This window comes from Hydrogenophaga sp. (assembly GCF_036675665.1).
GTDB lineage: Bacteria > Pseudomonadota > Gammaproteobacteria > Burkholderiales > Burkholderiaceae_C > Hydrogenophaga.
The window spans coordinates 1-23,073 of sequence record NZ_JAKFEO010000044.1 but is presented as its reverse complement, the minus strand read 5'-3'; the positions used below and the strand labels follow the sequence as shown (position 1 = coordinate 23,073).

The 23,073-nt window shown below is 63.8% G+C and carries 21 protein-coding genes; 10 read left to right on the top strand and 11 right to left on the bottom strand.

The annotated features are described in order from the left end of the window. Positions 1-2: 2 nt before the first annotated feature. Together V6M63_RS16495 and V6M63_RS16490 are read right to left on the bottom strand one after the other, a co-directional pair. Complete coding sequence (locus V6M63_RS16495; protein WP_332743627.1) at positions 3-614, bottom strand: PilN domain-containing protein; 612 nt, start codon at positions 612-614, stop codon at positions 3-5. After that, positions 611-1,690 (bottom strand): pilus assembly protein PilM, encoded by a 1,080-nt coding sequence (locus V6M63_RS16490; RefSeq protein ID WP_056273293.1) that lies wholly within the window; start codon positions 1,688-1,690, stop codon positions 611-613. The genes V6M63_RS16495 and V6M63_RS16490 overlap by 4 nt, the downstream gene beginning before the upstream one ends. Before the next feature lie 268 nt (positions 1,691-1,958). Here V6M63_RS16490 and V6M63_RS16485 point away from each other — a divergent pair, with 268 nt between their 5' ends. Beyond that, a complete protein-coding gene (locus tag V6M63_RS16485; protein ID WP_332743625.1) occupies positions 1,959-4,373 on the top strand; it encodes a penicillin-binding protein 1A in 2,415 nt (804 codons plus the stop codon). On the opposite strand, the gene cyaY is transcribed toward V6M63_RS16485, so the two are convergent. After that, complete coding sequence (cyaY, locus tag V6M63_RS16480) at positions 4,363-4,692, bottom strand: iron donor protein CyaY (protein ID WP_332743624.1); 330 nt, start codon at positions 4,690-4,692, stop codon at positions 4,363-4,365. The genes V6M63_RS16485 and cyaY overlap by 11 nt on opposite strands. Before the next feature lie 12 nt (positions 4,693-4,704). On the opposite strand from cyaY, the gene lptM reads away from it, so the two are divergent. Continuing rightward, on the top strand, positions 4,705-4,902 hold the full coding sequence (gene lptM / locus V6M63_RS24575) for an LPS translocon maturation chaperone LptM (protein ID WP_442909605.1): 198 nt from the start codon (positions 4,705-4,707) through the stop codon (positions 4,900-4,902). A 62-nt stretch (positions 4,903-4,964) separates the two neighbouring features. Continuing rightward, positions 4,965-6,260, top strand: coding sequence for a diaminopimelate decarboxylase (lysA, locus tag V6M63_RS16475; RefSeq protein ID WP_332743623.1), 1,296 nt, complete (start codon positions 4,965-4,967; stop codon positions 6,258-6,260). 8 nt (positions 6,261-6,268) lie between these two features. On the opposite strand, the gene V6M63_RS16470 is transcribed toward lysA, so the two are convergent. The 5 genes from V6M63_RS16470 to V6M63_RS16450 form a co-directional block, all read right to left on the bottom strand. Next, positions 6,269-6,940 (bottom strand): sulfite oxidase heme-binding subunit YedZ, encoded by a 672-nt coding sequence (locus V6M63_RS16470; protein ID WP_332743622.1) that lies wholly within the window; start codon positions 6,938-6,940, stop codon positions 6,269-6,271. 18 nt (positions 6,941-6,958) lie between these two features. Further along, a complete protein-coding gene (gene msrP, locus V6M63_RS16465; RefSeq protein ID WP_332743621.1) occupies positions 6,959-7,972 on the bottom strand; it encodes a protein-methionine-sulfoxide reductase catalytic subunit MsrP in 1,014 nt (337 codons plus the stop codon). Between the two features lie 135 nt (positions 7,973-8,107). Then, positions 8,108-9,475 carry a c-type cytochrome biogenesis protein CcsB gene (gene ccsB, locus V6M63_RS16460; protein WP_332743620.1) on the bottom strand — a complete coding sequence of 456 codons (1,368 nt, stop codon included), beginning with the start codon at positions 9,473-9,475 and terminating at the stop codon, positions 8,108-8,110. Next, a complete protein-coding gene (locus V6M63_RS16455) occupies positions 9,472-11,631 on the bottom strand; it encodes a cytochrome c biogenesis protein ResB (protein WP_332743619.1) in 2,160 nt (719 codons plus the stop codon). The genes ccsB and V6M63_RS16455 overlap by 4 nt, the downstream gene beginning before the upstream one ends. Before the next feature lie 181 nt (positions 11,632-11,812). Beyond that, complete coding sequence (locus V6M63_RS16450; RefSeq protein ID WP_332743618.1) at positions 11,813-12,427, bottom strand: c-type cytochrome; 615 nt, start codon at positions 12,425-12,427, stop codon at positions 11,813-11,815. Between the two features lie 103 nt (positions 12,428-12,530). Between V6M63_RS16450 and yihA the strand changes: the two genes are divergently transcribed. Beyond that, complete coding sequence (gene yihA, locus V6M63_RS16445; protein ID WP_332743617.1) at positions 12,531-13,331, top strand: ribosome biogenesis GTP-binding protein YihA/YsxC; 801 nt, start codon at positions 12,531-12,533, stop codon at positions 13,329-13,331. Between the two features lie 30 nt (positions 13,332-13,361). Next, positions 13,362-14,282, top strand: coding sequence for an alpha/beta fold hydrolase (locus tag V6M63_RS16440; RefSeq protein WP_332743615.1), 921 nt, complete (start codon positions 13,362-13,364; stop codon positions 14,280-14,282). Positions 14,283-14,292: 10 nt separating this feature from the next. Here V6M63_RS16440 and V6M63_RS16435 read toward each other — a convergent pair whose 3' ends face one another. Then, positions 14,293-15,216 carry a lysophospholipid acyltransferase family protein gene (locus V6M63_RS16435; RefSeq protein WP_332743613.1) on the bottom strand — a complete coding sequence of 308 codons (924 nt, stop codon included), beginning with the start codon at positions 15,214-15,216 and terminating at the stop codon, positions 14,293-14,295. Next, a complete protein-coding gene (locus V6M63_RS16430; protein ID WP_332743611.1) occupies positions 15,216-16,052 on the bottom strand; it encodes a lysophospholipid acyltransferase family protein in 837 nt (278 codons plus the stop codon). Before V6M63_RS16430 ends, V6M63_RS16435 begins: the two co-directional genes overlap by 1 nt. A gap of 159 nt (positions 16,053-16,211) precedes the next feature. Between V6M63_RS16430 and metK the strand changes: the two genes are divergently transcribed. From metK to V6M63_RS16415, 3 genes are all read left to right on the top strand, one after another. Continuing rightward, positions 16,212-17,393, top strand: a complete 1,182-nt coding sequence (gene metK / locus V6M63_RS16425; protein ID WP_332743610.1) for a methionine adenosyltransferase — start codon at positions 16,212-16,214, stop codon at positions 17,391-17,393. A 183-nt stretch (positions 17,394-17,576) separates the two neighbouring features. Beyond that, entirely contained in the window at positions 17,577-19,622 is a 2,046-nt protein-coding gene (locus tag V6M63_RS16420) for a PAS domain-containing sensor histidine kinase (protein WP_332743609.1), read from the top strand. Positions 19,623-19,665: 43 nt separating this feature from the next. Beyond that, entirely contained in the window at positions 19,666-20,448 is a 783-nt protein-coding gene (locus V6M63_RS16415) for an SDR family oxidoreductase (protein ID WP_332743608.1), read from the top strand. Positions 20,449-20,466: 18 nt separating this feature from the next. On the opposite strand, the gene V6M63_RS16410 is transcribed toward V6M63_RS16415, so the two are convergent. Then, positions 20,467-22,203, bottom strand: a complete 1,737-nt coding sequence (locus V6M63_RS16410) for a sensor domain-containing diguanylate cyclase (RefSeq protein WP_332743607.1) — start codon at positions 22,201-22,203, stop codon at positions 20,467-20,469. Between the two features lie 237 nt (positions 22,204-22,440). On the opposite strand from V6M63_RS16410, the gene groES reads away from it, so the two are divergent. Beyond that, a complete protein-coding gene (gene groES, locus V6M63_RS16405; RefSeq protein WP_056268329.1) occupies positions 22,441-22,731 on the top strand; it encodes a co-chaperone GroES in 291 nt (96 codons plus the stop codon). Between the two features lie 45 nt (positions 22,732-22,776). Beyond that, positions 22,777-23,073: TCP-1/cpn60 chaperonin family protein (locus tag V6M63_RS16400; RefSeq protein ID WP_332743604.1), on the top strand; the 297-nt coding region annotated here is incomplete at its 3' end.

Here is a 23,073-nt window from a genome sequence, read left to right as displayed (position 1 = left end):
TGTCAGACCTTGCCCGGGGCGGCAGGTGCGCCGGCGGGAGCGGTCCCTGCTTCGGCAGAGGGGCGTTTGAGTGAAGCGCGGATGGAGAAGTTGAATACCCGCCTCTGTTGTGCAGCCAAAGCAACGCTGGAAGACACAATCTCGATCAACTCGGGGCGCACCAGCCATTGGCTGTTGTTGGCCAGATTGCGCAGCAGGTCGGACACCCGCTCCTGGGACTGGGCCACGCCATTGAGCAAGACACTTTGGTTCTCATGCTTCATGGATTTGAGGTAAACGCCGTCAGGCAACTGGGTTACCAACTCGTCCAGCAGATGCACCGGTGTGTTGCGGTCGCCCTGCAGGTCCTCAACCGCGGTTTGCCTGGCCCGCAGGGATGCAATTTCCTTTTGCAGGCTCGCGATGTCCTTGATTTCGGTATCCAGGCGGGTTATTTCGGCCTGCAGGAACGCGTTGCGATCCTGCTGCGCGGCGATCTGCCCTTGATACCAGGTGAACACAGCGCCACAAACGATGCCGCCCAACAAAGCTGACAGACCCAGCTGCGTAAAAAATTGATCCTTTTGCCGCTTGCGCGCCGCCTCTCGATGGGGCAGCAGGTTGATCAAGATCATTGGTAGAACCTCCGCAAGGCCAACCCGGTTGACGTCAAGTACGAAGGCGCTTCGCGCGAGATCTTGCGAGCCTGTATGGAGGGCGCCATTTCCATGGCATCGAAGGGATTGATGACCATGCAGGCAAACGAAGTCTGGTGCGTCACCGCCTCCGTCAGCCCCGGCAACGCTGCACTGCCGCCCGCCAGCAGGATGTGGTCCACCTTGTTGTAGGGCGTGCTGGTGAAGAAGAACTGCAGTGCCCGGCCGACCTCTTGCGCCATGCTTTCAATGAAAGGATCCAGGACAGCCGCACGGTAATCATCCGGCAAGTCACCGGAACGCTTCTTGGCCTCAGCCTCGTCAGCGGAGAAACCGTACTGGCGAACAATCAACTGCGTCAGCTGTGCACCACCAAAGGCCTGATCCCGCTCATACAAAACATCGTCGTTGCGCATGACCTGCATGCTGGTCGTCAGGGCGCCCACTTCAAACAGCGCCACCAAAGAATCTATGCCTTGGTTGGGCAACGTCTCGATGACCCTTCCTGCGGCCATGCGGGAGGCGTAGGACTCGACGTCCATCACCACCGGCTTGAGGCCGGCCGCTTCGGCCAGACCCTGACGGTCCGATACTTTTTCCTTGCGCGACGCAGCAATCAGGACCTCGACGTCGCCCACCGAATTGGCGCTGGGACCAATGACACAAAAGTCCAGGCTCACTTCGTCGAGTGAAAAGGGAATGTACTGATTGGCTTCAGATTCAACCTGCGCCTCAAGCTCCTTGTCGGACAACCCTCCGGGCAGGATGATCTTTTTGGTGATCACCGCGGATGCAGGCAGCGCCAAGGCCACGTTTTTCGTCTTGCTGCCACTCTTGCGGACCACTCGCCGAACGGCTTCGGCCACCTCGTCAAACTTTTCGATGTTGCCGTCGGTGATCCAGCCACGTTCGAGCGGCTCCATGGCACAACGCTCCAGCACCAGATCGCCAGATCGGTTGCGGGACAGTTCAACCAGTTTGACGCTCGACGAGCTCACGTCAATGCCCAACATGGGCGCCGGTTCCCGGCTGAATAACGACCCCAATGAGATCAAGGTGACCCCCAGATATGATGACGCCAGAGGGCGTCAGACTTAAGACTTCACTTGAATGCTAGCAGCAAGCCCTTTGTCCAGCAAAGAAATTTTGCTTTTGCGACAAATCGAAACGTTGTCAAAATCCTACGTATTGAAGCTGGGCCGCCAACCCTGTCATGAACCTTTGGTCAGCGAAATACACAACAACTCACAATATGCCGACAACGCTGGCTCAGGCCGCTTCGCGCCATTTTTATAATCAGGGTTTGAGGCCTTGATCGACTGCATGCCCACCCAAGATACCCCCACCCCTTCCGAATCTTCCAAGCCAGTATCTGCGGGGCACACGGCACTCATCTGGGTGGGACGCTTGGTGGTGGCTGTGGCCGGACTGGCGGCGGCAGGTGTTGTAAGCGTGCTGATGGCCGTGGGTATCGCGTTGGCTGTTGCCTACCCGAATCTTCCCGACGTGACGGGACTCGCCGACTACCGACCCAAGCTGCCATTGCGCGTGCTGACCGCGGAAGGACAGCTGATCGGCGAGTTCGGCGAAGAGCGCCGCAACCTGCTCACGATCAACGAAATTCCCGAGGTGATGAAGAACGCGGTGCTGGCCATTGAGGACGCCCGCTTTTTCGAGCACAGCGGCGTCGACTACCGGGGCATGATCCGCGCCGCCCTGGCAAACCTGCGTCAGGCCAAGAGCCAGGGCGCCTCGACGATCACCATGCAGGTTGCACGCAACGTGTACCTGTCTGCCGAGAAGAGCTACACGCGCAAGATCTACGAGGTCCTGCTGACCTTCAAGCTGGAGCACATGCTCACGAAGGAGCAGATTCTCGAGATCTACATGAACCAGATCTTCCTGGGTCAGCGAGCCTATGGGTTCTCGTCGGCAGCCCAGGTCTATTTCGGCAAGGCGCTCAAGGACGTGACGATCGCGGAGGCCGCCATGCTGGCGGGCCTGCCTCAGGCGCCTTCAGCCTACAACCCGGTCAGGAACCCGCGGCGGGCCCGCGCTCGCCAATTGCACATCATCGACCGCATGGTGGAAAACGGGTTCATCACGGCCGAACAGGCTGAGCAGGCCAAATCCGAGGATCTGAGGCTGCGTTCAGTGGGAAGTGTCCCCCAGGTACATGCGGAGTTCGTGGCAGAGATGGTTCGGCAAGCCATCGTCACTCAGTACGGTGAGGAGGCCTATACCCGGGGGTTGGTGGTCACGACATCCCTCAAACAGACGGAGCAGCTGGCGGCTTACCGAGCCGTGCGTCAGGGGGTGCTGGACTACGAACGGCGTCAGATCTACCGGGGGCCCGAGCTGTTCATCGATCTACCCACCGACAAGGCGGCCCTCGATGAAGCAGTGGACGACGCCCTGACGGAAAGGCCAGACAACGACGACCTGCTGTCTGCTGTGGTGCTCGAGGCAGGACCCAAACGTGTGCTCGCGGTGCGGCAGGACGGAGAACCCTTTGAAATCACGGGTGATGGCCTCAAGCCGGTTCAATCCGGCCTGTCGGAGAAGGCCGGGCCCAACATCAAGATCCGGCCTGGTGCGGTGGTCAGGGTGGTGCAAACCACCAACAACGCATGGCGGATCACGCAGTTGCCTGACGTGGAGTCGGCCTTTGTGGCCATGGATCCTCGCACCGGCAAAGTCCTTGCACTGGTGGGCGGCTTCGATTTTCAGAAGAGCAAGTTCAACCATGTGACTCAGGCCTGGCGCCAGCCGGGCTCAAGCTTCAAGCCCTTCATCTATTCCGCTGCACTTGAAAAAGGGCTGACACCGATGACCGTGGTCAACGACGCGCCACTGTTCTACAGCGCCGACGCGACCGGAGGCAAGCCGTGGGAGCCCAAGAACTACGACGGGCAGTTCGAGGGGCCGATGTCGGTGCGTCGCGCACTGGCCAAGTCCAAGAACATGGTGTCGATCCGCGTGCTCCAGTTGGTGGGCACCCAGAGCGCGCAACAGTGGGTGGGGCGTTTTGGCTTTGATGTCGGCAAGCATCCGCCCTACCTCACGATGGCTCTGGGCGCGGGTTCGGTCACGCCGATGCAGATGGCAGTGGGCTACGGCGTGTTCGCCAACGGTGGTTACCGCGTCGCCCCGACGCTGATCACCCGGGTTGCCGATCACAAAGGCAAAGTGATCTACGAAGCGACTGAGCCCACGCTCACCGATGCCCAACGGGCCATCGAGCCGCGCAACGCCTTCATCATGAACAGCCTGCTGCAGGAGATCACACGCTCCGGCACGGCTGCGCGTGCGCAGGCCACCTTGAAGCGGACCGATCTTTTCGGAAAGACCGGCACCACCAACGATTCGGTCGACGCCTGGTTCGTGGGCTACCAGCCCACGGTGGTGGCAGCCGCCTGGGTAGGCTACGACGCGCCGCGAAATCTGGGCAGCCGGGAAACAGGTGGCGGCTTGAGCCTGCCGATCTGGATCTCGTTCATGTCACAGGCGCTCAAGGATGTGCCGGTCGCAGCGTACACGCCCCCTCCGGGGGTCATCAATGTGGGCGGTGAGTGGTATTTTGAAGAGTTTGGTCCCGGCAACGGAGTGCATGGCCTGGGACTGCAGGATCCGTGGCCAGGCGCCGCTCCACCGGTCCCGGACCCGGCAATCCCACCAGTTGCGCCCCCGCCCCAGGTGGAGGACCGGCGCGGCATCCTGGATCTGTTCAGGAACTGAAGTCCAGCGCCTGTCCGGACTGTTCGGAGGCGAAGCGGGAGAGGTGGGCCAACAGCTCGCCCTGGCCTTTGGTATCCATCCACGCCACCCCGTCGTGGCGGTAGTGGAAGCCCCCCGCGCGGGCCGCCAGCCAGACTTCCTGCAACGGCTTTTGCAGGTTGATGATGATCTGGCTGCCGTTGGCAAACGTCATGGTGATCATGCCGCCCACTCGCTGGTTGTCGACATCGGCATCGGTTTGATCGTTGATGCGGTCGCAGGCCAGCTCGATCGACCGCAGCAGCGATTCCGCCAGGTCTTGGTACTCGGTGTCGGTCATTACAATGGGTGCATGTTGAGAACGTCACGCATTCTAGGCCGCACCCCTTCACTCACTCGGGGTGTGGGGATGGTGTTGAGCCTCTTGTTGCTGACGGCTTGCGGTCAAAAAGGCCCCCTGTACCTGCCCAATCCAGCACCAATACCGGCCTCTGCAACCCCCACGCAGGCCACCCCGGCAACACCAGGCAGCACAACAGCCCCGCGCTGAAATGCCGAGCGGGTCCTCCGCCGGCATGCTCATCAGATCCATCCGCACCTCTCCCTCCCAGCATGACCACCCTGCCCGGCCCGCCACCCATGAACCTGCCTCCCTTCATCTCGTACCAGGCGGGTGATCTTGTGATGGAGGGCGTGCCGCTCAAACAATTGGCCATTGCGCACGGGACCCCCCTGTTCGTGTACAGCCGCGCCGCCATACTGAACGCGCTGGCTGCCTACCAGCGCGGCTTGGCAGGACGCTCACACCAGATCTGCTACGCCATGAAGGCCAATTCCACGCTGGGCATCCTGCAGACACTGGTGCGCGCAGGTTGCGGACTGGACATCGTCTCGGGCGGAGAACTCGAACGCGCGCTGGCTGCTGGCGTCGAGCCGGGCAAGGTGATCTTCTCCGGCGTGGGCAAGACGCGCGCCGAAATGCGCCGCGCACTGGAAGTCGGCATCGGGTGCTTCAACGTGGAGAGCCGCGCCGAGCTGGACGTGCTCGACGGGGTGGCGCGCAGCATGGGACAACGCGCGCCGGTGAGCGTGCGAGTCAACCCAAACGTGGATGCCCAGACCCACCCCTACATTTCCACCGGCCTCAAGGGCAACAAGTTCGGCATCGCGCATGAAGACGTGGTGGCCACTTACCGGCATGCGGCCGGCTGCGCTGGTTTGCGCGTGGTGGGTATCGACTGCCACATCGGCTCGCAGATCACGCAGACCGGGCCATACCTTGACGCCATGGACAGGGTGATCGACCTCGTGGAAAGCATCGAAGCCGCGGGCGTGCCTGTTGAACACATCGACTTCGGCGGCGGCCTGGGTATCGACTACCACGGCGACGCCCCGCCACAGGCCGATGCACTCTGGCAGCAGCTGTTGCAGCGCCTGGACGAACGCGGTTTTGGCGACCGCAAGATTTTCATCGAGCCCGGGCGCTCGCTGGTGGGCAACGCGGGCGTGTGCCTCACCGAGGTCCTCTACCAGAAGCCTGGCGAGCAGAAGAACTTCCTCATCGTGGACGCGGCCATGAACGACCTGCCGCGCCCGGCCATGTACCAGGCTTTTCACCGCATCGTGGAGGTCTCTCCCCGCGATGAAGCACCCGTCACCTGGGATGTGGTGGGCCCGGTGTGCGAGAGCGGCGACTGGCTGGGCCGCGATCGCGCGCTGGCCGCACAGGCGGGTGATCTGCTGGCGGTGCTTTCGGCAGGTGCGTACTGCATGAGCATGGCGAGCAACTACAACACGCGCGGACGGGCCGCCGAGGTGCTGGTGGATGGAAACACCGCCACACTGATCAGGGCGCGCGAGTCGGCTGCCGATCAGTTGCGGCTCGAAACTTTGCTGCCGCAAGCCTGAGCCGCATCTCAGGCGGTGCGCGGCTTGGAGAGCCGCCGCCAGAGGCGCCAGCCGAGCAGCGCCGCAAAGAGGGTGGCATAGACCGCGACCTCTGCAAAGTCGTTTTTGCCGCTGCGCATCCAGAAAAAATGCAGCACGGCCAAGCCGGCGATGGCATACACCGTGCGGTGCAGCAACTGCCAGCGTTGGGCTCCCATCGCCCGGATGGCGCGGTTGAACGACGTGGCTGCCAGTGCGAGCAAAAGCAGCCAGCTCAGGAAACCCACCAGAATGAACGGCCGCTTGATGACGTCGTCCACGATGCCCGGCACGCTGAATTCCATGTCGAACCAGGCGTAGGCCAGCAGGTGCATGCAGGCGTAGAAGAACACGAACAAACCCACCATGCGGCGCAGGCGCGCCAGCGCCACCCAGCCCGTCACCGTGCGCAGCGGCGTGATGGCCAGCACCAGCACCAGGAAACGGATGGTCCAGTCGCCGAGCGAACGGATCAGCGCTTCAGCCGGGTTGGCGCCGAGTTGGTTGGCAACCGCCGCCCAGACCAGCCAGGCGAACGGCAACAGGGCCAGCACGAAACCGATCGGCTTGGCCGCGCGGTGACCAAGCCAGCGGTTGATGGGGGAGCCGGTGGGACGGCCTGCCGCCCTTGCGATGGTCGGGGAGACGGTGGAAGTGCCCATGGCTTAGCGGACCACGGGTCAGAAGAACTTGCGAAGGTCCATGCCCGCGTACAGCTGGCCAACCTGCGGCTCGTAGCCATTGAACATCTGCGTCTGGCGGCGCTTGGCAAACAGACCTCCCTCTTCGCCGATGCGGCGCTCGGTCGCCTGGCTCCAGCGCGGGTGGGACACCTGCGGGTTCACGTTCGAATAGAAGCCGTATTCCTGCGGTGCCGCGCGGTTCCATGCGGTGCGCGGCTCCTTGTCGGTGAAGCGGATCTTCACGATCGATTTGCCGCTCTTGAAACCGTATTTCCATGGCACAACCAAGCGCACTGGTGCGCCGTTCTGGTTGGGCAGCACCTCGCCGTACATGCCAAAGGCCAGCAGCGTGAGCGGGTGCATGGCCTCATCGAGCCGCAGGCCCTCCACATACGGCCACTCCAGCACGTTCGAGTTCAAGCCCGGCATCTGTTTGTTGTCGGCCAGCGTCACGAACTCCACGAACTTCGCGCTGCCCTGCGGCTGCACCTGCTTGATGAGCTCTGTCATGGAATAGCCCACCCAAGGCACCACCATCGACCAACCTTCAACGCAACGCAGGCGGTAGATGCGCTCTTCCATGGGACTGAGCTTGAGCAGCGCGTCCAGGTCGAACGTGCCCGGCTTGTTCACCAGGCCTTCCACCGCCACCGTCCAGGGACGGGGCTTGAGCGACTTGGCGTAGACCGCCGGGTCGGCCTTGTCGGTGCTGAACTCGTAGTAGTTGTTGTAGGTGCTGGCGTCGTCGTACGAGGTCAGCTTCTCGACCGTGGTGGCGCCGGGCACGCTGGAGGCCTTGCCCGGCAATGGCAGCAGCTTGCCCGGCCGGGGTGTGGGGCCGGTCGCCTGCGACCAGGCATCTTGTGTCGCCAACGAGGCCACGCCGCCCAGGGCAGCGGCCGTGAGCGCGCCTCGCTGCAGCCACTGCCGACGGTTCTGATAGGCCGCCTTGGAGGTGATTTCGCTCGGGAAGGGATGGTTGAAGCCGTCTTGGGTGGTGCGGATGATCATGGGGCGGTCCTGACTGATGCAACGCCCCGCGCAGAGGATGCCGCGCAGGACTTGCCGTGAGTCGTCGGACAGCTGCGATTCTTACAAAGTTCCAAGGCAGACCGCCCGGCCTGCCCGCTTGACCCACCGCAGCGATCAGAGTTCGCCGTAGCTGTGCAGGCCCGACAGGAACATGTTGACCCCCAGGAAGGCGAAGGTCGTGACGGCCAGACCCACCAGCGCCCACCAAGCGGCCACGGTGCCACGCAGGCCCTTCATGAGGCGCATGTGCAGCCAGGCCGCGTAGTTCAGCCAGACGATCAGCGCCCAGGTTTCCTTCGGGTCCCAACTCCAGTAACCACCCCAGGCCTCGGCCGCCCACAGAGCACCGAGCACGGTGGCAATGGTGAAGAAGGCGAAACCCACCGCAATGGCCTTGTACATCACGTCATCCAGCACCTCGAAGCTGGGCAGGCGCTCGGCAATGCGCTTGCGTCCGAACATGATGGTGGCCACGATCAGGGCGGACACACCGAAGTAGACGAACCAGTAGCTGCCACCCTTCTCGGTCGCCGACTGACGGAACACGATCGGCTCCAGGCACAGCACCAGTCCCAGGACCCACAGCGGGGCAAGCTTGTACCAGCGGGTTTCGCTCGCGCTTTGTTTGATCAGGTAGGCAAAGGCCAGCATGGCCGCGATGGCAAAGGTGCCGTAGCCGATGAAGTTGGCCGGCACATGCAGCTTCATCCACCAGCTCTGCAATGCAGGCACCAGCGGCTGGATCGCATGCGCTTCGCGGATCACCGTGTACCAGAGCAAAAAGCCCACTGCGGCACTCACCACCAGCATCACGAACGCACCCATGCGGCGGGTCTTGTACTGGTCTTCGTAGTACAGGTAGAAGGCCGCCGTCATCCAGCAGAACAACACGAATACCTCGTACAGGTTGCTCACAGGGATATGGCCGATGTCGGGGCCGATCTGGTGGCTTTCGTACCAGCGCACCATGGTGCCGATGAGCGCCAGGGTCACGGCCACCCAGGCCAGGCGCGAGCCGAGCAACTCGAAAGTATCGCCAGCGCGGGTGAACATGCCCGTCCAGTAGAACGCGGTGCTCATGAAGAACAGCATGCTCATCCACAGGATGGCCGACTGGCTGGAGATGAAGTACTTCAGCATGAACATCTGATCGGCACGCGCCAGATCGGCGGTGCCCGCAGGCGTCTGGTAGAGCCAGATCGCCAACAGTGCAAATGCCGCCACGGCCACGACCAGCGCACGCAGCGGCCGCCAGAACCAGCCGAGCCAGATCAAGGAGGGCGCCACACCCACGAGGATGGCCTTCTCATAGCCATCCATGGCCGCGCCATAGAGCGCAAACGCGATGGCGGTGCCCGCCACGACCAGCGCGGCGAAGAGCCAGTCCCACACATTGCGGCGAGCAAAGTAGCTCGGCTCCAGGCCTTGACCGCCGCGGTCCTTCTTCAGTTCGATGGTCTGGTTCGCAGTGGCGGTATTCATGCTGGCACCTTCAACAACTGGGTCTTCAAAAGTTCGAATTCGCGGTCGGCTTCCATCGTCTTGCGGTTCGACGACAGCGCCATGCTGGCCTGGGAAGCCTGCTCGCCCGAGGGCGAGAGCCACACCCAGAGGCGCCGTTCGCGCACATAGAGCATGGCAAACACACCCACGATCAGCAACAGGCAGCCAAGGTAAACGATGTTCTGGCCCGGCGCACGCGCGACCTGAAACACACTGGCCTGCACGTGCGTGAAGTCCTTGAGCTGGAACGTCATGGGCGCAGGGTAGAAAAAGGTGTCGCTCAGGCTGATCACCGCCTGCGTCATGAACTGCTGTGTGGCGTCGTTGCGCTCCAGCGGCGGCAATCCGGCACGTTCGCGGCTGACCTGCAACAGCTCGAACAAGGTGCCGTTCAGGATGCGCACCAGCACTTCGCTGGCACGCTCGCGCTCGGCTTGCGGCACATTGGTTTCCAGAAAATTCGACACGGCCTGCAAACCGCCTTGCCCCCGTGGCTTGGTGGTCGCCACACCGTTCACCTCAGCCACCGGCGTGATCTGGGCCGCGGGTTCCGCGCCGGCAAACAAGGCCAGTGCGCGCGTGGCCGAGGCCACCAGGGCTTCGGCCAGCTCCGGGCGCCCGTCTTCGACCGCCGAGACAGCGTAGCGACGCACCGCGAGTTCGCGCATCTGCGGATCATCGAGCGCGGCACGCAACCGCACGAAGCCCTCCATGCTGTCGTTCTCGTCCACCGGAATGCGCAGGTAGCGGAACGGCTCGGAGGGCGTTTCACGCAGACCCAGCAGGTACATGCGCGCGCCTTCAATGTCCATGGGCAGCATGTAGTTGTGGTACTCCACCGCCTGGCCCGCCGCATCGCGCAGCTTGTAGGTGATGCTCGGACCCACATTGCGCAGGGTCTTCTCGGTGGTGGTCTTGTGGCCGCTGCCCAGGCGGCTCTCGATCGAGCTGCGCAGGTCGACCTTGCGCACGTCCACGCCGGCGGCCGGGTTCACGTCGGCGAAGTTCTCGACATTGATCGTGCGCAGGCCGGTGTATTCCAGCACCAGCTTGTCGTCGCCGTTGCTCAAGGCACTCGAACTGCCGATGGTGCCTTCGATCTCGAACGGCCGAGTGGGTCGGTTCAACGGCACGGCCTGCAACTTCACGCGCGAACCACCGTCGTCAAAACTCGACTGGTAGATGTTGATGCCGCGGTGGCTGGCCGGATGGTTCACCTCCACGCGCGCTTCCTTCTTCTCACCGGTCTCGAAGTCGGTGATCACGATGTCGCTGGCGAACAGCTTGGGCATGCCGGTGTCGTAGTACTCGACGATGAACTTTTTCAGCTCGACCGAGAACGGCAGGTCTTGCAGCAACACGCCGTCGGGCTGGGCCAGGATGGCCGTGCTGGCGGTTGTGCCCTCGGTCACCAGGAGGTTGGCGCGAAAGGTCGGGTTGCTGGACGAGAGACGATGCTGGGCTGGCACATCGGCGATGAGACCACCACCGGTGAACGCCGACTTGCCGTTGAACCAGGTCTGGGCACGCACCATCAGGTCGCCGTCGAGCAAGCCACCAATGCACACCAGCACGATGGCGCTGTGGGCCGCCAGGTAGCCGATCTTGTTGGTCGCACCGGTCTTGGCCGCCACCATCCAGCCTTGTCCCGCCGGGGTGTCGCGCGACTGCAGCTTGACCTTCCACCCGGAGCCCAGCAGTGTCTGGCCGATGCGATTGGCCGCGGCCAGCGGCGTTTCTCCCAGCGTGCTCTCGGCGCGGTGCGGGAACGCTTTCAGGCTTTGCTCACGGATGTTTTCCTTGTAGGCCTTGAAGTCGGCAAAGATCTTGGGCGTGTTGCGGGCGATGCACAAGCTCGTGCTGGTCACCAGAAACGCCAGGATCAGCAGGAACCACCACGCGCTGTACACCGAAAAGAGGTTGGCGCTGGCAAACACATCGGCCCAGAACGGGCCGAACTGGTTGACGTAGTTGTTGACCGGCTCGTGTTGCTTGACCACGGTGCCGATCACCGACGCGATGCAGATGACCGTGAGCAGCGAGATCGAGAACCGCATCGACGACAACAACTCCACCGTCTCGCTGACGATGCGCGAGCCGGTGCGGATGTGCAGGCCTTGGGTGGAAACGGTCATGGAGAAGTGGGGAAAACGGTTCAACAAAAAGGGCGCTTCCAGTGATCCCGGAACGCGCCCTGTTGTGATGTTGTTTTTCGCTGGCGGTTCACCGCCGGGAGGCTTTATCGCATTGTGCCGGCAAATATTAACGTTTGCTTATATCCCAGCAGCCGACCAAGGGCAAGAGCCCGGATGAATCTCAGCGCAGACCCGCGATGTAGTCGGACACCGCCTTGATTTCGCGGTCGTTCATCTTCGCGGCCACACCCGTCATCTGGAGGTTGTTGGCACGGGTGCCGTCGCGGAAATGCTTGAGCTGGGTTTCGGTGTAGTCGGCGTGCTGGCCGGACAGGCGGGGGTACTGGGAGGGAATGCCGGCACCGTTGGGGCTGTGGCAGCCAGCGCACGCGGCGATCTGGCGGTCCGGGATGCCGCCGCGGTAGATGCGCTCGCCCAGGGTCACCAGATCTTTGTCGGTGGCAGCGCCTGGCGTGGCCTTCTGAGCCGCCAGCCAGAAGCCGATGTTGCGCATGTCGACCTCAGACAAGCCAGCGGCCATACCCTTCATGATGGCGTTGTCACGCTTGCCCGACTTGTATTCCTGCAGTTGCTTCACCAGGTATTCCGGGTGCTGCTGAGCGAGTTTGGGATTGGCCGGCGTGGTGGAGTTGCCGTCTGCCGCGTGGCAGGCCACACAAACCTGACCGAACACCGCCGCGCCCTTGGCCAGATCGGGTTTGACCGACTGCGCCTGGACACTGAACGACAAAGCCGCGGCAGCGGCGGCGCAAAGAAGGGAAACAGGCAATTTCATGACGGGACGGGCGTCGCGTGCGACGTGTTCAGGTTGAAGAATTTCGCGGGATGTCTGGTTACAGCCAATCGATTTTACAATGCCCTCTCGGGAAACACCCCCAATGACCCAGAACCACACTCCAGCCAACACCCCTGCTTCTCCGTCTGCGGACGCCAAGAACCCCCAAGCCCGCAAACCCAACGCTGGAAAATCGCCCGATTCGCTGAACCCCGATCTCAAGATCGCCCACGGCTGGTTGCACACCGCCCGTTTCCTCACCACCGCCCCCCAGCTTGAGCACCTGCCCGCGCTGGACGTGCCCGAAGTGGCCTTCGTGGGCCGCTCCAACGCCGGCAAGTCCACCTGCATCAACACCCTGACGCAGCAGAAGCGTCTGGCGTTCGCCTCCAAGACACCGGGGCGCACGCAAAGCATCAACCTGTTCTCGCTGGGCAAACAGGGCGTCACCGATGCCGTGCTGGCCGACTTGCCCGGCTACGGCTACGCAGCCGTGCCGCGTGAAGCCAAGCTTCGGTGGCAACGCGTCATGGGCAACTACCTGCTCACGCGCGAGAACCTCAAAGGCGTGGTGCTGCTGATCGACCCACGTCTGGGCCTGACCGAGCTCGACGAGATCCTGCTCGAAGTGATCCGCCCGCGGGTCGAGGAAGGCCTGAAGTTCCTGGTGCTGCTCACCAAGTCCGACAAGCTCAACCACGCCGAAGCGCAAAAAGCGCTGTCGATTGCGCGACTGCAATCTGGCGGCGGCGAAGCCAGACTCTTCTCCGCTCTGAAGAAAAAGGGCCTGGACGAGGTGGCGCAGATGCTCTGGCGCTGGACGCATGAAGACGGTCCGGCCGTGGCCGCACCTGCCGCCCAGCCTCAACACACGCCCGAAGACGAACCGCCCGCCCTCGATTGACCTTGCGCGGGCCCCAGGAGACCGCCCGCGATGATCGAAACATTTCTACAGGCCCTGCCGCACGGCATCACGCTGAGCTGCCGGGCTGCGGGCGAGGCGGGTCGACCGGTCCTCCTGTTTCTCCACGGTTTTCCCGAAGCCGCATTCGTTTGGGACGAGCTGCTGGCACATTTCGCCCAGCCCCGACACGGCGGTTATCGCTGCGTGGCGCCCAACCTGCGGGGCTACGAACACTCCAGCGCGCCCAAGGAGGTGGCGGCCTACCGCGCCAAGCCGCTGGTGCAGGACCTTGCCGCGCTGATCGAGGTCATCACACAGGACAGCCCCACGCCAGGACAACTCGCGTGTCTGGTGGCGCACGACTGGGGTGGAGCGCTGGCCTGGAGCGTGGCCGCGCAGATGCCGGCGGCCATGCGTCAGCTCGCCATCGTGAATGCGCCCCACCCCGCCACCTTCCAGCGCGAACTGGCGAACTCACCGGCACAGCAGGCATCGAGTGCGTACATGAACTTCCTTGCGCGTCCCGACGCACCCGCGCTGCTGGCAGAGAACGATTTCGCGCGGCTGTGGCCCTTCTTCACCAACATGGCCGCCGACAGCGGCCCGATGGCCTGGCTCGACGGCGCCACGCGCGAGCGCTACCGCGAAGTCTGGAGCCTGGGCCTGCATGGTCCCTGCAGCTACTACGCGGCCTCGCCGCTGCGCCCACCGACCACCAGCGATCCCGGCGCGACGGCCGTGCAATTGCCGCGCGAGCGCGTCGCTGTCAACGTGCCCACGCTGGTGATCTGGGGACTGGGTGACACCGCCTTGCCGGAGGCTTTGCTGGACGGGCTCGACGGCTATGTGGGCGATCTGCGCATCGAGCGCGTGCCGCGCGCCACGCACTGGATCGTGCACGAGCAGCCGCAGCAGGTGACGGCGCTGATCGGGGCTTTCCTGAGGGCCTGAGCGAGCATGCTCAGAGGTTGGCGTAGAACGAAGGTTCGCCGTCAGGCCGCGTCTTGAAGCGTTTGTGCACCCAGTAGTACTGCTCGGGCGTGGCGCGGATGAAGCTCTCAAGGTGGGTATTCATCATGGCCGTGTCGGCCTCCACGTCGCCTGTGGGGTAGTTCGGCCAGGGGGCATGCACCGTCACCTCGTACCCCTCCTTGGTCAGGCGGCTGACCACCGGCACCACCCGTGCCCTGGCCATGCGTGCAAACCGCGAGAGTGAGGTGATGGTGGCGGTCTGCACGCCGAAGAAGGGCACGAAGACAGAATCGCGCGTGCCGTAGTCCATGTCGGGCAGCAGGTACAGCGGCAGGCCTTGGCGCAGCGCTGCCACGAGCGGCTTGAGCCCCTGGCGCATGGCCACGATGTGGGGCTCGCCAAAGCGCTGACGGCCCTTGGACATCCAGCGGTCCACGTCGGCGTTGAGCTGTTCGGCGTAGATGCCGCAAAAGCGGCGCTCCACGTGGGCGGTCAGGGCAGTCCAGCCAGCGTCCATGCCCACGAAGTGCGGTGCAAACAGGACCGTGGGTTCGTTGCCCGCCAGCGCCTGCAGGTCACCCGTGAGCTTCAGGCGCTGGCGGATGGTCGCATCGCTGGCTTCCCACAGCCAGCTGCGGTCCATCCAGGCCTGGGCAAAAAACACGAAATGTCGGCGCACCGCGCGATTGCGCTCAGCGGCGCTTTGCTCCGGAAAACACAGACCCCAGTTGGTGCGGGCAATGCGGCGGCGGCGCACTGCGACCGCATGCAGTACCTGACCGAGCACCCAACCCAGCGCGCGCACCCACGACAAGGGCACAGCAGCCAACACGCGCATGAAAACCAGCCCCAGCCGATTGGCGATGCCGCCGGGCGGCAACTGGTGGGCGGAGACGGGAATGGGATCGGACATCAGCGCAAGGGCGGTGGGCTCTTGTAACGGTCGTAAGACCAGAGGTATTGGGCCGGGCATTCTCGCACCAGCGCTTCCATGGCCTGGTTGATCTGCCGCGCCGCGGCCGTGGCGTCGCGGTCCAGGGGACCAAACGGCCGCACGTGCACCCTAAAGCCCCGGCCCCAGCTCAGCCGCTCGCCCCAGCTGACCAGCATCTGCGTGTCACCACTTTGCGCCAAGCGCGCCGAGAGCGTCATGGTGTAGGCGTCGCGCCCGAAAAAGGGTGCCCAGACGCCCTGTCCATCGGGCGGCACCTGATCGGGCAGCAGGCCCACCACATCGCCGCCCTTGAGCGCCTTGATGAGCTGTTTCACACCGGCCAGGTTGGTGGGTGCAGCCAGCAAACCCGGGCGCTGGCGCGCGCCCGCCACCAGATCGCGCAGCCAGGGTTGGCGCGCCGGGCGGAACAGCACCGTCATGGGATGCCGGGCGCCAAAGCGCTGCGCATAGGCTTGGGCGGTGATCTCGAAGCAGCCCAGGTGCGGCGTCAGGAACAGCACACCCGAGCCCCGCGCCTGTGCCTGCTCGATGAGCTCGGCACCGTCCCAATCCACGCGCACCGGCCGGCCCAGCCACAGGCGTGGCAACTCGGCCACCAGCTTGCCCGCCTCCCCAACGGAAGCCAGCACAACGCCTGAGGAAAACCCCGCCTGCTTCGCATGGGCCAGCAGGCGGCGGCGGTAGCGGCCCGAAAGCAGAAAGCTCGCCCAGCCCAGCACCCAGCCCAGCGCGTGCAGCGCCGGCAACGGCAGCAGACTCAAGGTGCGAAAAAGGAACTGGATCAGCGGGGCCAAGGCGGTGGTGGGTGAACGGGACGGGGCACGGACCTTGGTCTAGAATTCGCCCATCGCCGAGTTACTGAACTAATTGCGGGGCGATTCACAAATTCCGCTAAAGCGTTCGCCGAACTCTGACAGACCGGCAACGCCGATCTACCAACTTGGAGTTTATACATGGCGAACGATTTCCTTTTCACCTCCGAATCCGTCTCTGAAGGCCACCCCGACAAGGTCGCCGACCAGATTTCCGACGCGATCCTTGACGCAATCTTCGAGCAGGACCCACGCAGCCGCGTGGCGGCCGAGACGCTCTGCAACACCGGTCTGGTGGTGCTGGCCGGCGAGATCACGACCAACGCGCACGTCGACTACATCCAGACCGCGCGCGACACCTTGAAACGCATCGGCTACGACAACACCGAATACGGTATCGACTACAAGGGTTGTGCGGTGCTGGTCGCCTACGACAAGCAGTCCAACGACATCGCCCAAGGTGTGGACCATGCCAGCGACGACCACCTGAACATCGGCGCTGGCGACCAGGGCCTGATGTTCGGCTACGCCTGCGACGAGACGCCCGAGCTGATGCCCGCGCCGATCTACTATGCGCACCGCCTCGTGGAACGCCAGGCCCAGCTGCGCAAGGACGGCCGCCTGCCATTCCTGCGCCCCGACGCAAAAAGCCAGGTGACGATGCGCTACGTCGACGGCAAACCCCACAGCATCGACACGGTGGTGCTCTCGACCCAGCACAGCCCGGACCAGAGCGAGACGCCGCACAAGATGAAGGCCTCGTTCGTTGAGTCCATCATCGAAGAGATCATCAAACCGGTGCTGCCCAAGGAGTGGCTCAAGGACACCAAGTACCTGATCAACCCCACCGGCCGTTTCGTCATCGGCGGCCCACAGGGCGACTGCGGCCTGACCGGTCGCAAGATCATCGTGGACACCTACGGCGGCGCCTGCCCGCACGGCGGTGGTGCGTTTTCCGGCAAAGACCCGTCCAAGGTCGACCGCTCGGCCGCCTATGCCGCTCGTTACGTGGCCAAGAACATCGTGGCCGCCGGTCTGGCCAAACAGTGCCAGATCCAGGTGGCTTATGCCATCGGCGTGGCCCGCCCGATGAACGTGACCGTCTACACAGAAGGCACCGGTGTGATTCCCGACGAGCAGATCGCCGCCCTGGTGAATGAACACTTTGACCTGCGCCCCAAAGGCATCATCCAGATGCTGGACCTGCTGCGTCCGATCTATACCAAGACCGCCGCCTACGGCCACTTCGGCCGCGAAGAACCCGAATTCACCTGGGAGCGCACCGACCGTGCTGCCGCCCTGCGCAAGGCCGCCGGAATGTAAGCAGCCACTTACAAACCAAAAAAAGCCCCGGCGCACAAGCCCCGGGGCTTTTTTTCGCCAGAAATGGGCGGGATTCACCCTGCATTCCAGTGATCGAACACCCTGAATTTTTGCCGCCAGCATCCGATAAGGAAGTACGAAGCAATTCCTTGCCCCGATCCGAACCGACCTGGAGCCCTTCCCATGGACACCTCTGCACCGACCCCTGAGCAGCTGGCACCCATCACCGACGAACTGATGGCGGCCCTGAACGCCGCGCGCGCCTTGTACGACAACGCGCCCTGCGGCCTGTTGGCGCTGGACGCCGACCTGCGCTGCGTGAACGTCAACCAGACGCTGCTGGACTGGCTCGGCATGGACCGGGAAGACGTGGTCATGTTCATGACGCTCGCGGATCTGGCCGCTCCGGAGTGCCGCAGCCTGGCGTCCACGCATGTGGAGCAACTGTTGATCAGCGGCCGCACCGAGCCCCTCTCGCTGACGCTGCGCCGCGCCAACGGCGACTTCCTGCAGGCCCGGCTCACCTCGACTGCCATCTACGACGCCGAAGGCCGGTTCCTGCACACCAGCACCATGGTGGCGGACCAGGGCAATGTATCGGTCAACCACGTCATCGATGCACCGAAGGACACGATCTTGCGCAGCATCACCAACCGCATCCCGGCGCGGCTGGCCTACTACGACAAGAACCTGATCTGCCGCTTTGCCAACAACGCGCACGCCCAGCGCTACGCCAAGGAACCCGAAGACATGGTGGGCTCGCACCTGAGCGAGGTGGTGCGCCCCGAGGTGCTGCCTGAAATCATGCCGCGCGTGCTGGCCACGCTCAGCGGCCAGGCGCAGAATTTCGAAGCCGCACGCAAGGGCGCCGACGGCGAGCTGAACTACTTCGATATCCACTACATCCCCGACCTGCAGAATGGTTCGGTCGAGGGCCTGTTCATCGAACTGCACGACATCACCGAGCGTCGCCGCACCGAAGAGTTCGTGTTGCACGCCAACCAGGATCTGGAAGAGCGGGTGCGCGAACGCTCCGAAGAGCTGTTTGCCAGCGAACAACGCTACCGCCTGATGGTCGACGCCATCCAGGATTACTGCATCTATTTCGTGGACGAAACCGGCGCCGTGACCGAGTGGACCGAGAGCGCCCAGCGCCTGCACGGCCACCAGCGCTCGCAGATCGTCGGCCAGTCGTACGAGACGCTGATGTGCACCGACAACGCGGGCGAAGACGAAGTGGACCCCAGCCAGGTGCTGCGCCTGGCCAAGGACCACGGCCAATGGGAGTCGCGCGGCTGGCGCCTGCGCGAGGACGGTTCGCGCTTCTGGGCGCACACCGTGCTCACCGCGCTGCGCAACGAGGCCGGCGAACTGCAGGCTTTGTCGAGCATCACGCGCGACATGACCGCGGCCAAGAGCCTGGAGGACGTCATGAACGACCTCAACCGCGAGTTGGAAAAACGCGTGGCCGAACGCACGCAGCAACTGGTCGCGGCCAACAAGGATCTGGACGTGTTCTCGCACATGGTCTCTCACGATCTGCGCGCACCGCTGCGCCACATCGCCAGCTTCGTGAGCCTGCTGCAGGAGCAGACCGGTGAATCCGCCGACAACCTGGCCCGCCAGTACCAGACTTCGATCGCCAAGGCGGCCAAACGCATGAGCTCGATGATTGAAGGCCTGCTGGAGTACGCGCGCCTGGGCCGCGTGACGATCGATGGCCAGCCTGTGCCGCTCACGCCGCTGTTGCACGGCGTCGTCGCCCACCTCAAACAAGAGCACCCCAATCGCTCCATTGAATGGTCGATCGATCCGGATCTGCCGGTGGTTCGTGGCGATGCCATGCTGCTGGCCCAGGCCTGGGGCAACCTGCTCGACAACGCGGTGAAGTACACCGGCAAGCGCATGGATGCCGTCATCAAGGTGGGCTGGAAAGTCAACCCCATGGGCGGGCGCACCTTCTACGTGAGCGACAACGGCGCCGGCTTCGACCTGGAGAAAGCGCACAACCTGTTCGTGATGTTCCAGCGCCAGCACCACTCGATGGACTTCGAGGGCACCGGCACGGGTCTGGCCCTGGCGCAACGCATCATCGATCGGCACGGCGGCCGCATCTGGTCCGAAACCGCTCCAGGCGCCGGCTGCACCTTCTACTTCACGCTGCCGCTGGAGAACATCGAGCCCGAGTTGGCCTTCCCGGAATCGTCGATGGTCGAACTCACGGCTTGAGGCGCGTCGCTCGGTGGGCGTGATGCCCATCGATAATTCGCGCGTGATCTCAACCTCCCTCTTCTCCTTGCAAGGCCGCGTGGCCCTGGTCACCGGTGCCAGCCGTGGCCTGGGCCTGGCCATGGCCCGTGCGCTCGCCGCTCACGGGGCCGAGGTCTGGCTCAATGGCCGCGACGCTGACAGCCTCAACATGGCCGTGGAGGAAGCCCGCGCCGCCGGACAAGCGGGTGGTGGTTTCGCCCACGCACTGCCGTTCGACGTGACTGACGAAGTCGCTGCCACCGCCGCCATCACCCGTGTGCTGGCTGAAAGCGGTCGCCTGGACATCCTGATCAACAACGTGGGCCAGCGCCGCCGCCAGCCGCTGGACAAGCTGCCCGCCCAGGCCTTGCGCGAGGTACTGGAGGCCAATCTCGTGTCGGCCTGGCACCTGTGCCGGGAAGCAGCGCGTCCCATGCGTGCCCAGGGATTCGGCCGCATCATCAACGTGACCTCCATCGCCGGGCCGATCGCCCGCGCCGGCGACGCGGCCTACACCACCAGCAAAGGCGCGCTCGCAGCCCTGACCCGCGCCCTGGCGGCCGAGCTCGGCCCGCACGGCATCAACGTCAACGCCATCGCCCCGGGCTTCTTTGCCACCGAAGCCAACACAGACATGGTCGAAGACGCCCAGGCACTGGCCTGGCTGCAGCAGCGCAGTTCACTCGGCCGTTGGGGCCAACCGGACGAGATCGCGGGCGCCGCCGTGTTTCTGGCTTCGCCCGCAGCCAGCTACATGACCGGTCATACGCTGGCGGTCGACGGCGGTTACCTGGCCCATTTCTGATTCCAGCGCCGACCGGCCCTACGCGGTTTGCGTCAGGTGCAGCACGACCCTGCGCGGATCTTCGGCGAATTGATCCAGCGCGCGATGCAGGCGGGCCATCAGTCGCGTGTCGTCGAGAGACTCGTCGTCTTCGTCGGGCAGCGCTGCCGAGACCAGACGAAAACGCAGTGGCAGGTCTGCTGGCAGCAAAGGCACCCGCTCCAGTCCCTTGGCCACGATGTGCTGACCCAGCAGCTTGAGATCCTCGGGCCCCTCGACCAGCATCGCGAAGCGTGTTTCGGCCACGCGGCTGACCGTGTCCACATCGCGCACCACCGCCGACAGGCGCGAGGCGGCCACCACCAATGCTCTGTCGCCAGCCTCGCGTCCTTCGCGCTCGATGATGGCGGTGTGGTTGGAGAGCTCCACCAGCACCAGACCGCAGCGGTGGCCGTAGCGACGAGAACGGCGCAGCGCATCGCGCAGGCGCAGCAGGAGCACCGGCGCAATGGTCAGGCCAGTCAGGGGATCGGTGCTTTCGATCGCACGCAGGCGGGCGCGGTTCTCGCTGAAATCCTTGGCGCGCCGATGCAGGATGTAAAGCAACAGTGGAATCTCGATCGCGGAGCCGATCAGCACGGCGTACTGCGTTGCCCAGCTGTCCGGCAGCACGCCAGCGCTGCGCAGGGCGGGAAAGGGATAACCCAGATGCACCGGCAGAAAGCCCAACGCCATCCAGCCTGCGTAGGTCTCGCCCCTGCGCCAGGTCCAGATGCACAGCCAGAAGCTCAGCACGACCGACAGCAGGCCATACAGGTTGAGCACGATGAAGGCGGGCTGGTTCAGCAGGATCAGGTAGGCCGCGGGGAACAACAGGCCGAACACCGACCAGGCCAGCACCAGGCGGTCGACCCCACGGTGGTGGCGCGAGACCACACAGACCTCGCGCACGAACCAGATGCCGGAAGCCGTCAACCACAGCATGAACACGGCCGGTGCCGCATCGTTCCATGCGGCATGGTCTGGCCAGAAAAACAAGCCGCCGATGCCGGTGAAAGCGGCCTGAAAGCCCAGCATGCAGGCCACGTAGCAACAGTAGGCGATGAACGCCCGATCGGCGTAGAGGCGTGCATGCACCCAGCCGATGAACAGCACCAGCAGACCGAAGCCCAGGTAGCCGCCCACCATGAGAAAGGTCCATTGACGCTTCTCCTGCAGTTGCCGCTCATCCAGCAGGCTCAGTCGTGGACTCAGCGGTGCAGGCCGGTTCTCCAGCCGCAGCCAGACGGGGCCGGTGGCCTGGGGGTCGAGTGCAAACACCGGCGTCTGGTCCGGGTGAGTCCAGTGCGAGACCGGCAGGTGGTCACCGGCCTGCTGGGCCGTCCAGGCGCCCGACGGGCTCGCGGTGTACAGCGTGGCCCGATCCGTGAAGGCCGCGGCGCTGAGCATCAGGTACCACCGGCGCCCGGCGTCGCGCTGCGGCAACTCCATACGCAGCCACAGCGCGGCGCCGTCGAGCTGGAAGCTGCGGTGGCCCTCCATGGGCTCGAAATCTCCGGCTGGCCGACGAACCACCTCCTCGATGGTCTGGTTGCCGGAAATGTCGATCCAGTGACGCGCCTGCAAGGTGATGTCGGTTTCGCCCGTCGAAGCGCGAGCGAGGTCCGGCCACAGAGCCAACCAGAGACCGCACGACAGCACGGCCAATCCCGCCAGGCGGCGGAACAGGAAAGCAAAACAAGTGGTCGGATCGGGTGATGAGGTGAATCGATCCATCCCGGAATCGTAAATGTTCGCGCGATCCGTTCAGAGAAAGGGCGGCCACGTGCCCCGCCTGCACCAGAAATAAAGCACGCCGGCCTTGAAATGGGTTGCCGTCGCCCTTATCATTAGCACTCGCTGGGGTTGAGTGCTAACAAACTTTCCCCAAGTGATCGGCGGCATCCGCCCGGCTTCAAGTCGGCACCGCCGACCTGAGCCCCCTTCCCATCCGTTCCATATCCAGGAGATGCAATGAACCTTCGTCCTCTCGGCGATCGCGTGATCGTCAAGCGCATTGACAGCGAAACCAAAACCGCTTCCGGCATCGTCATCCCCGACGCAGCCGCAGAGAAGCCTGACCAAGGCGAGATCCTGGCGGTCGGTCCTGGCAAGAAAAACGACAAAGGCGAACTCGCCGCCATGAACGTCAAGGTCGGTGACCGCGTTCTGTTCGGCAAGTACAGCGGCCAGACCGTCAAGGTCGATGGCAACGAATTGCTGGTGATGAAAGAAGACGACCTGTTTGCGGTTGTTGAGAAGTAATTCTTCTCTTTTCATTTCTTTTAACTGAATTCTGGAGAAATCAACATGGCAGCAAAAGACGTCATTTTCGGCGGCGAAGCCCGCGCACGCATGGTCGAGGGTGTGAACATCCTGGCCAACGCCGTCAAAGTCACCCTGGGCCCCAAAGGCCGCAACGTGGTGCTCGAGCGCTCGTTCGGTGCCCCCACCGTGACCAAGGACGGTGTGTCCGTGGCCAAGGAAATCGAACTGAAGGACAAGCTTCAGAACATGGGCGCCCAGATGGTCAAGGAAGTCGCTTCCAAGACCTCCGACAACGCCGGTGACGGCACCACCACCGCGACCGTGCTGGCCCAGGCCATC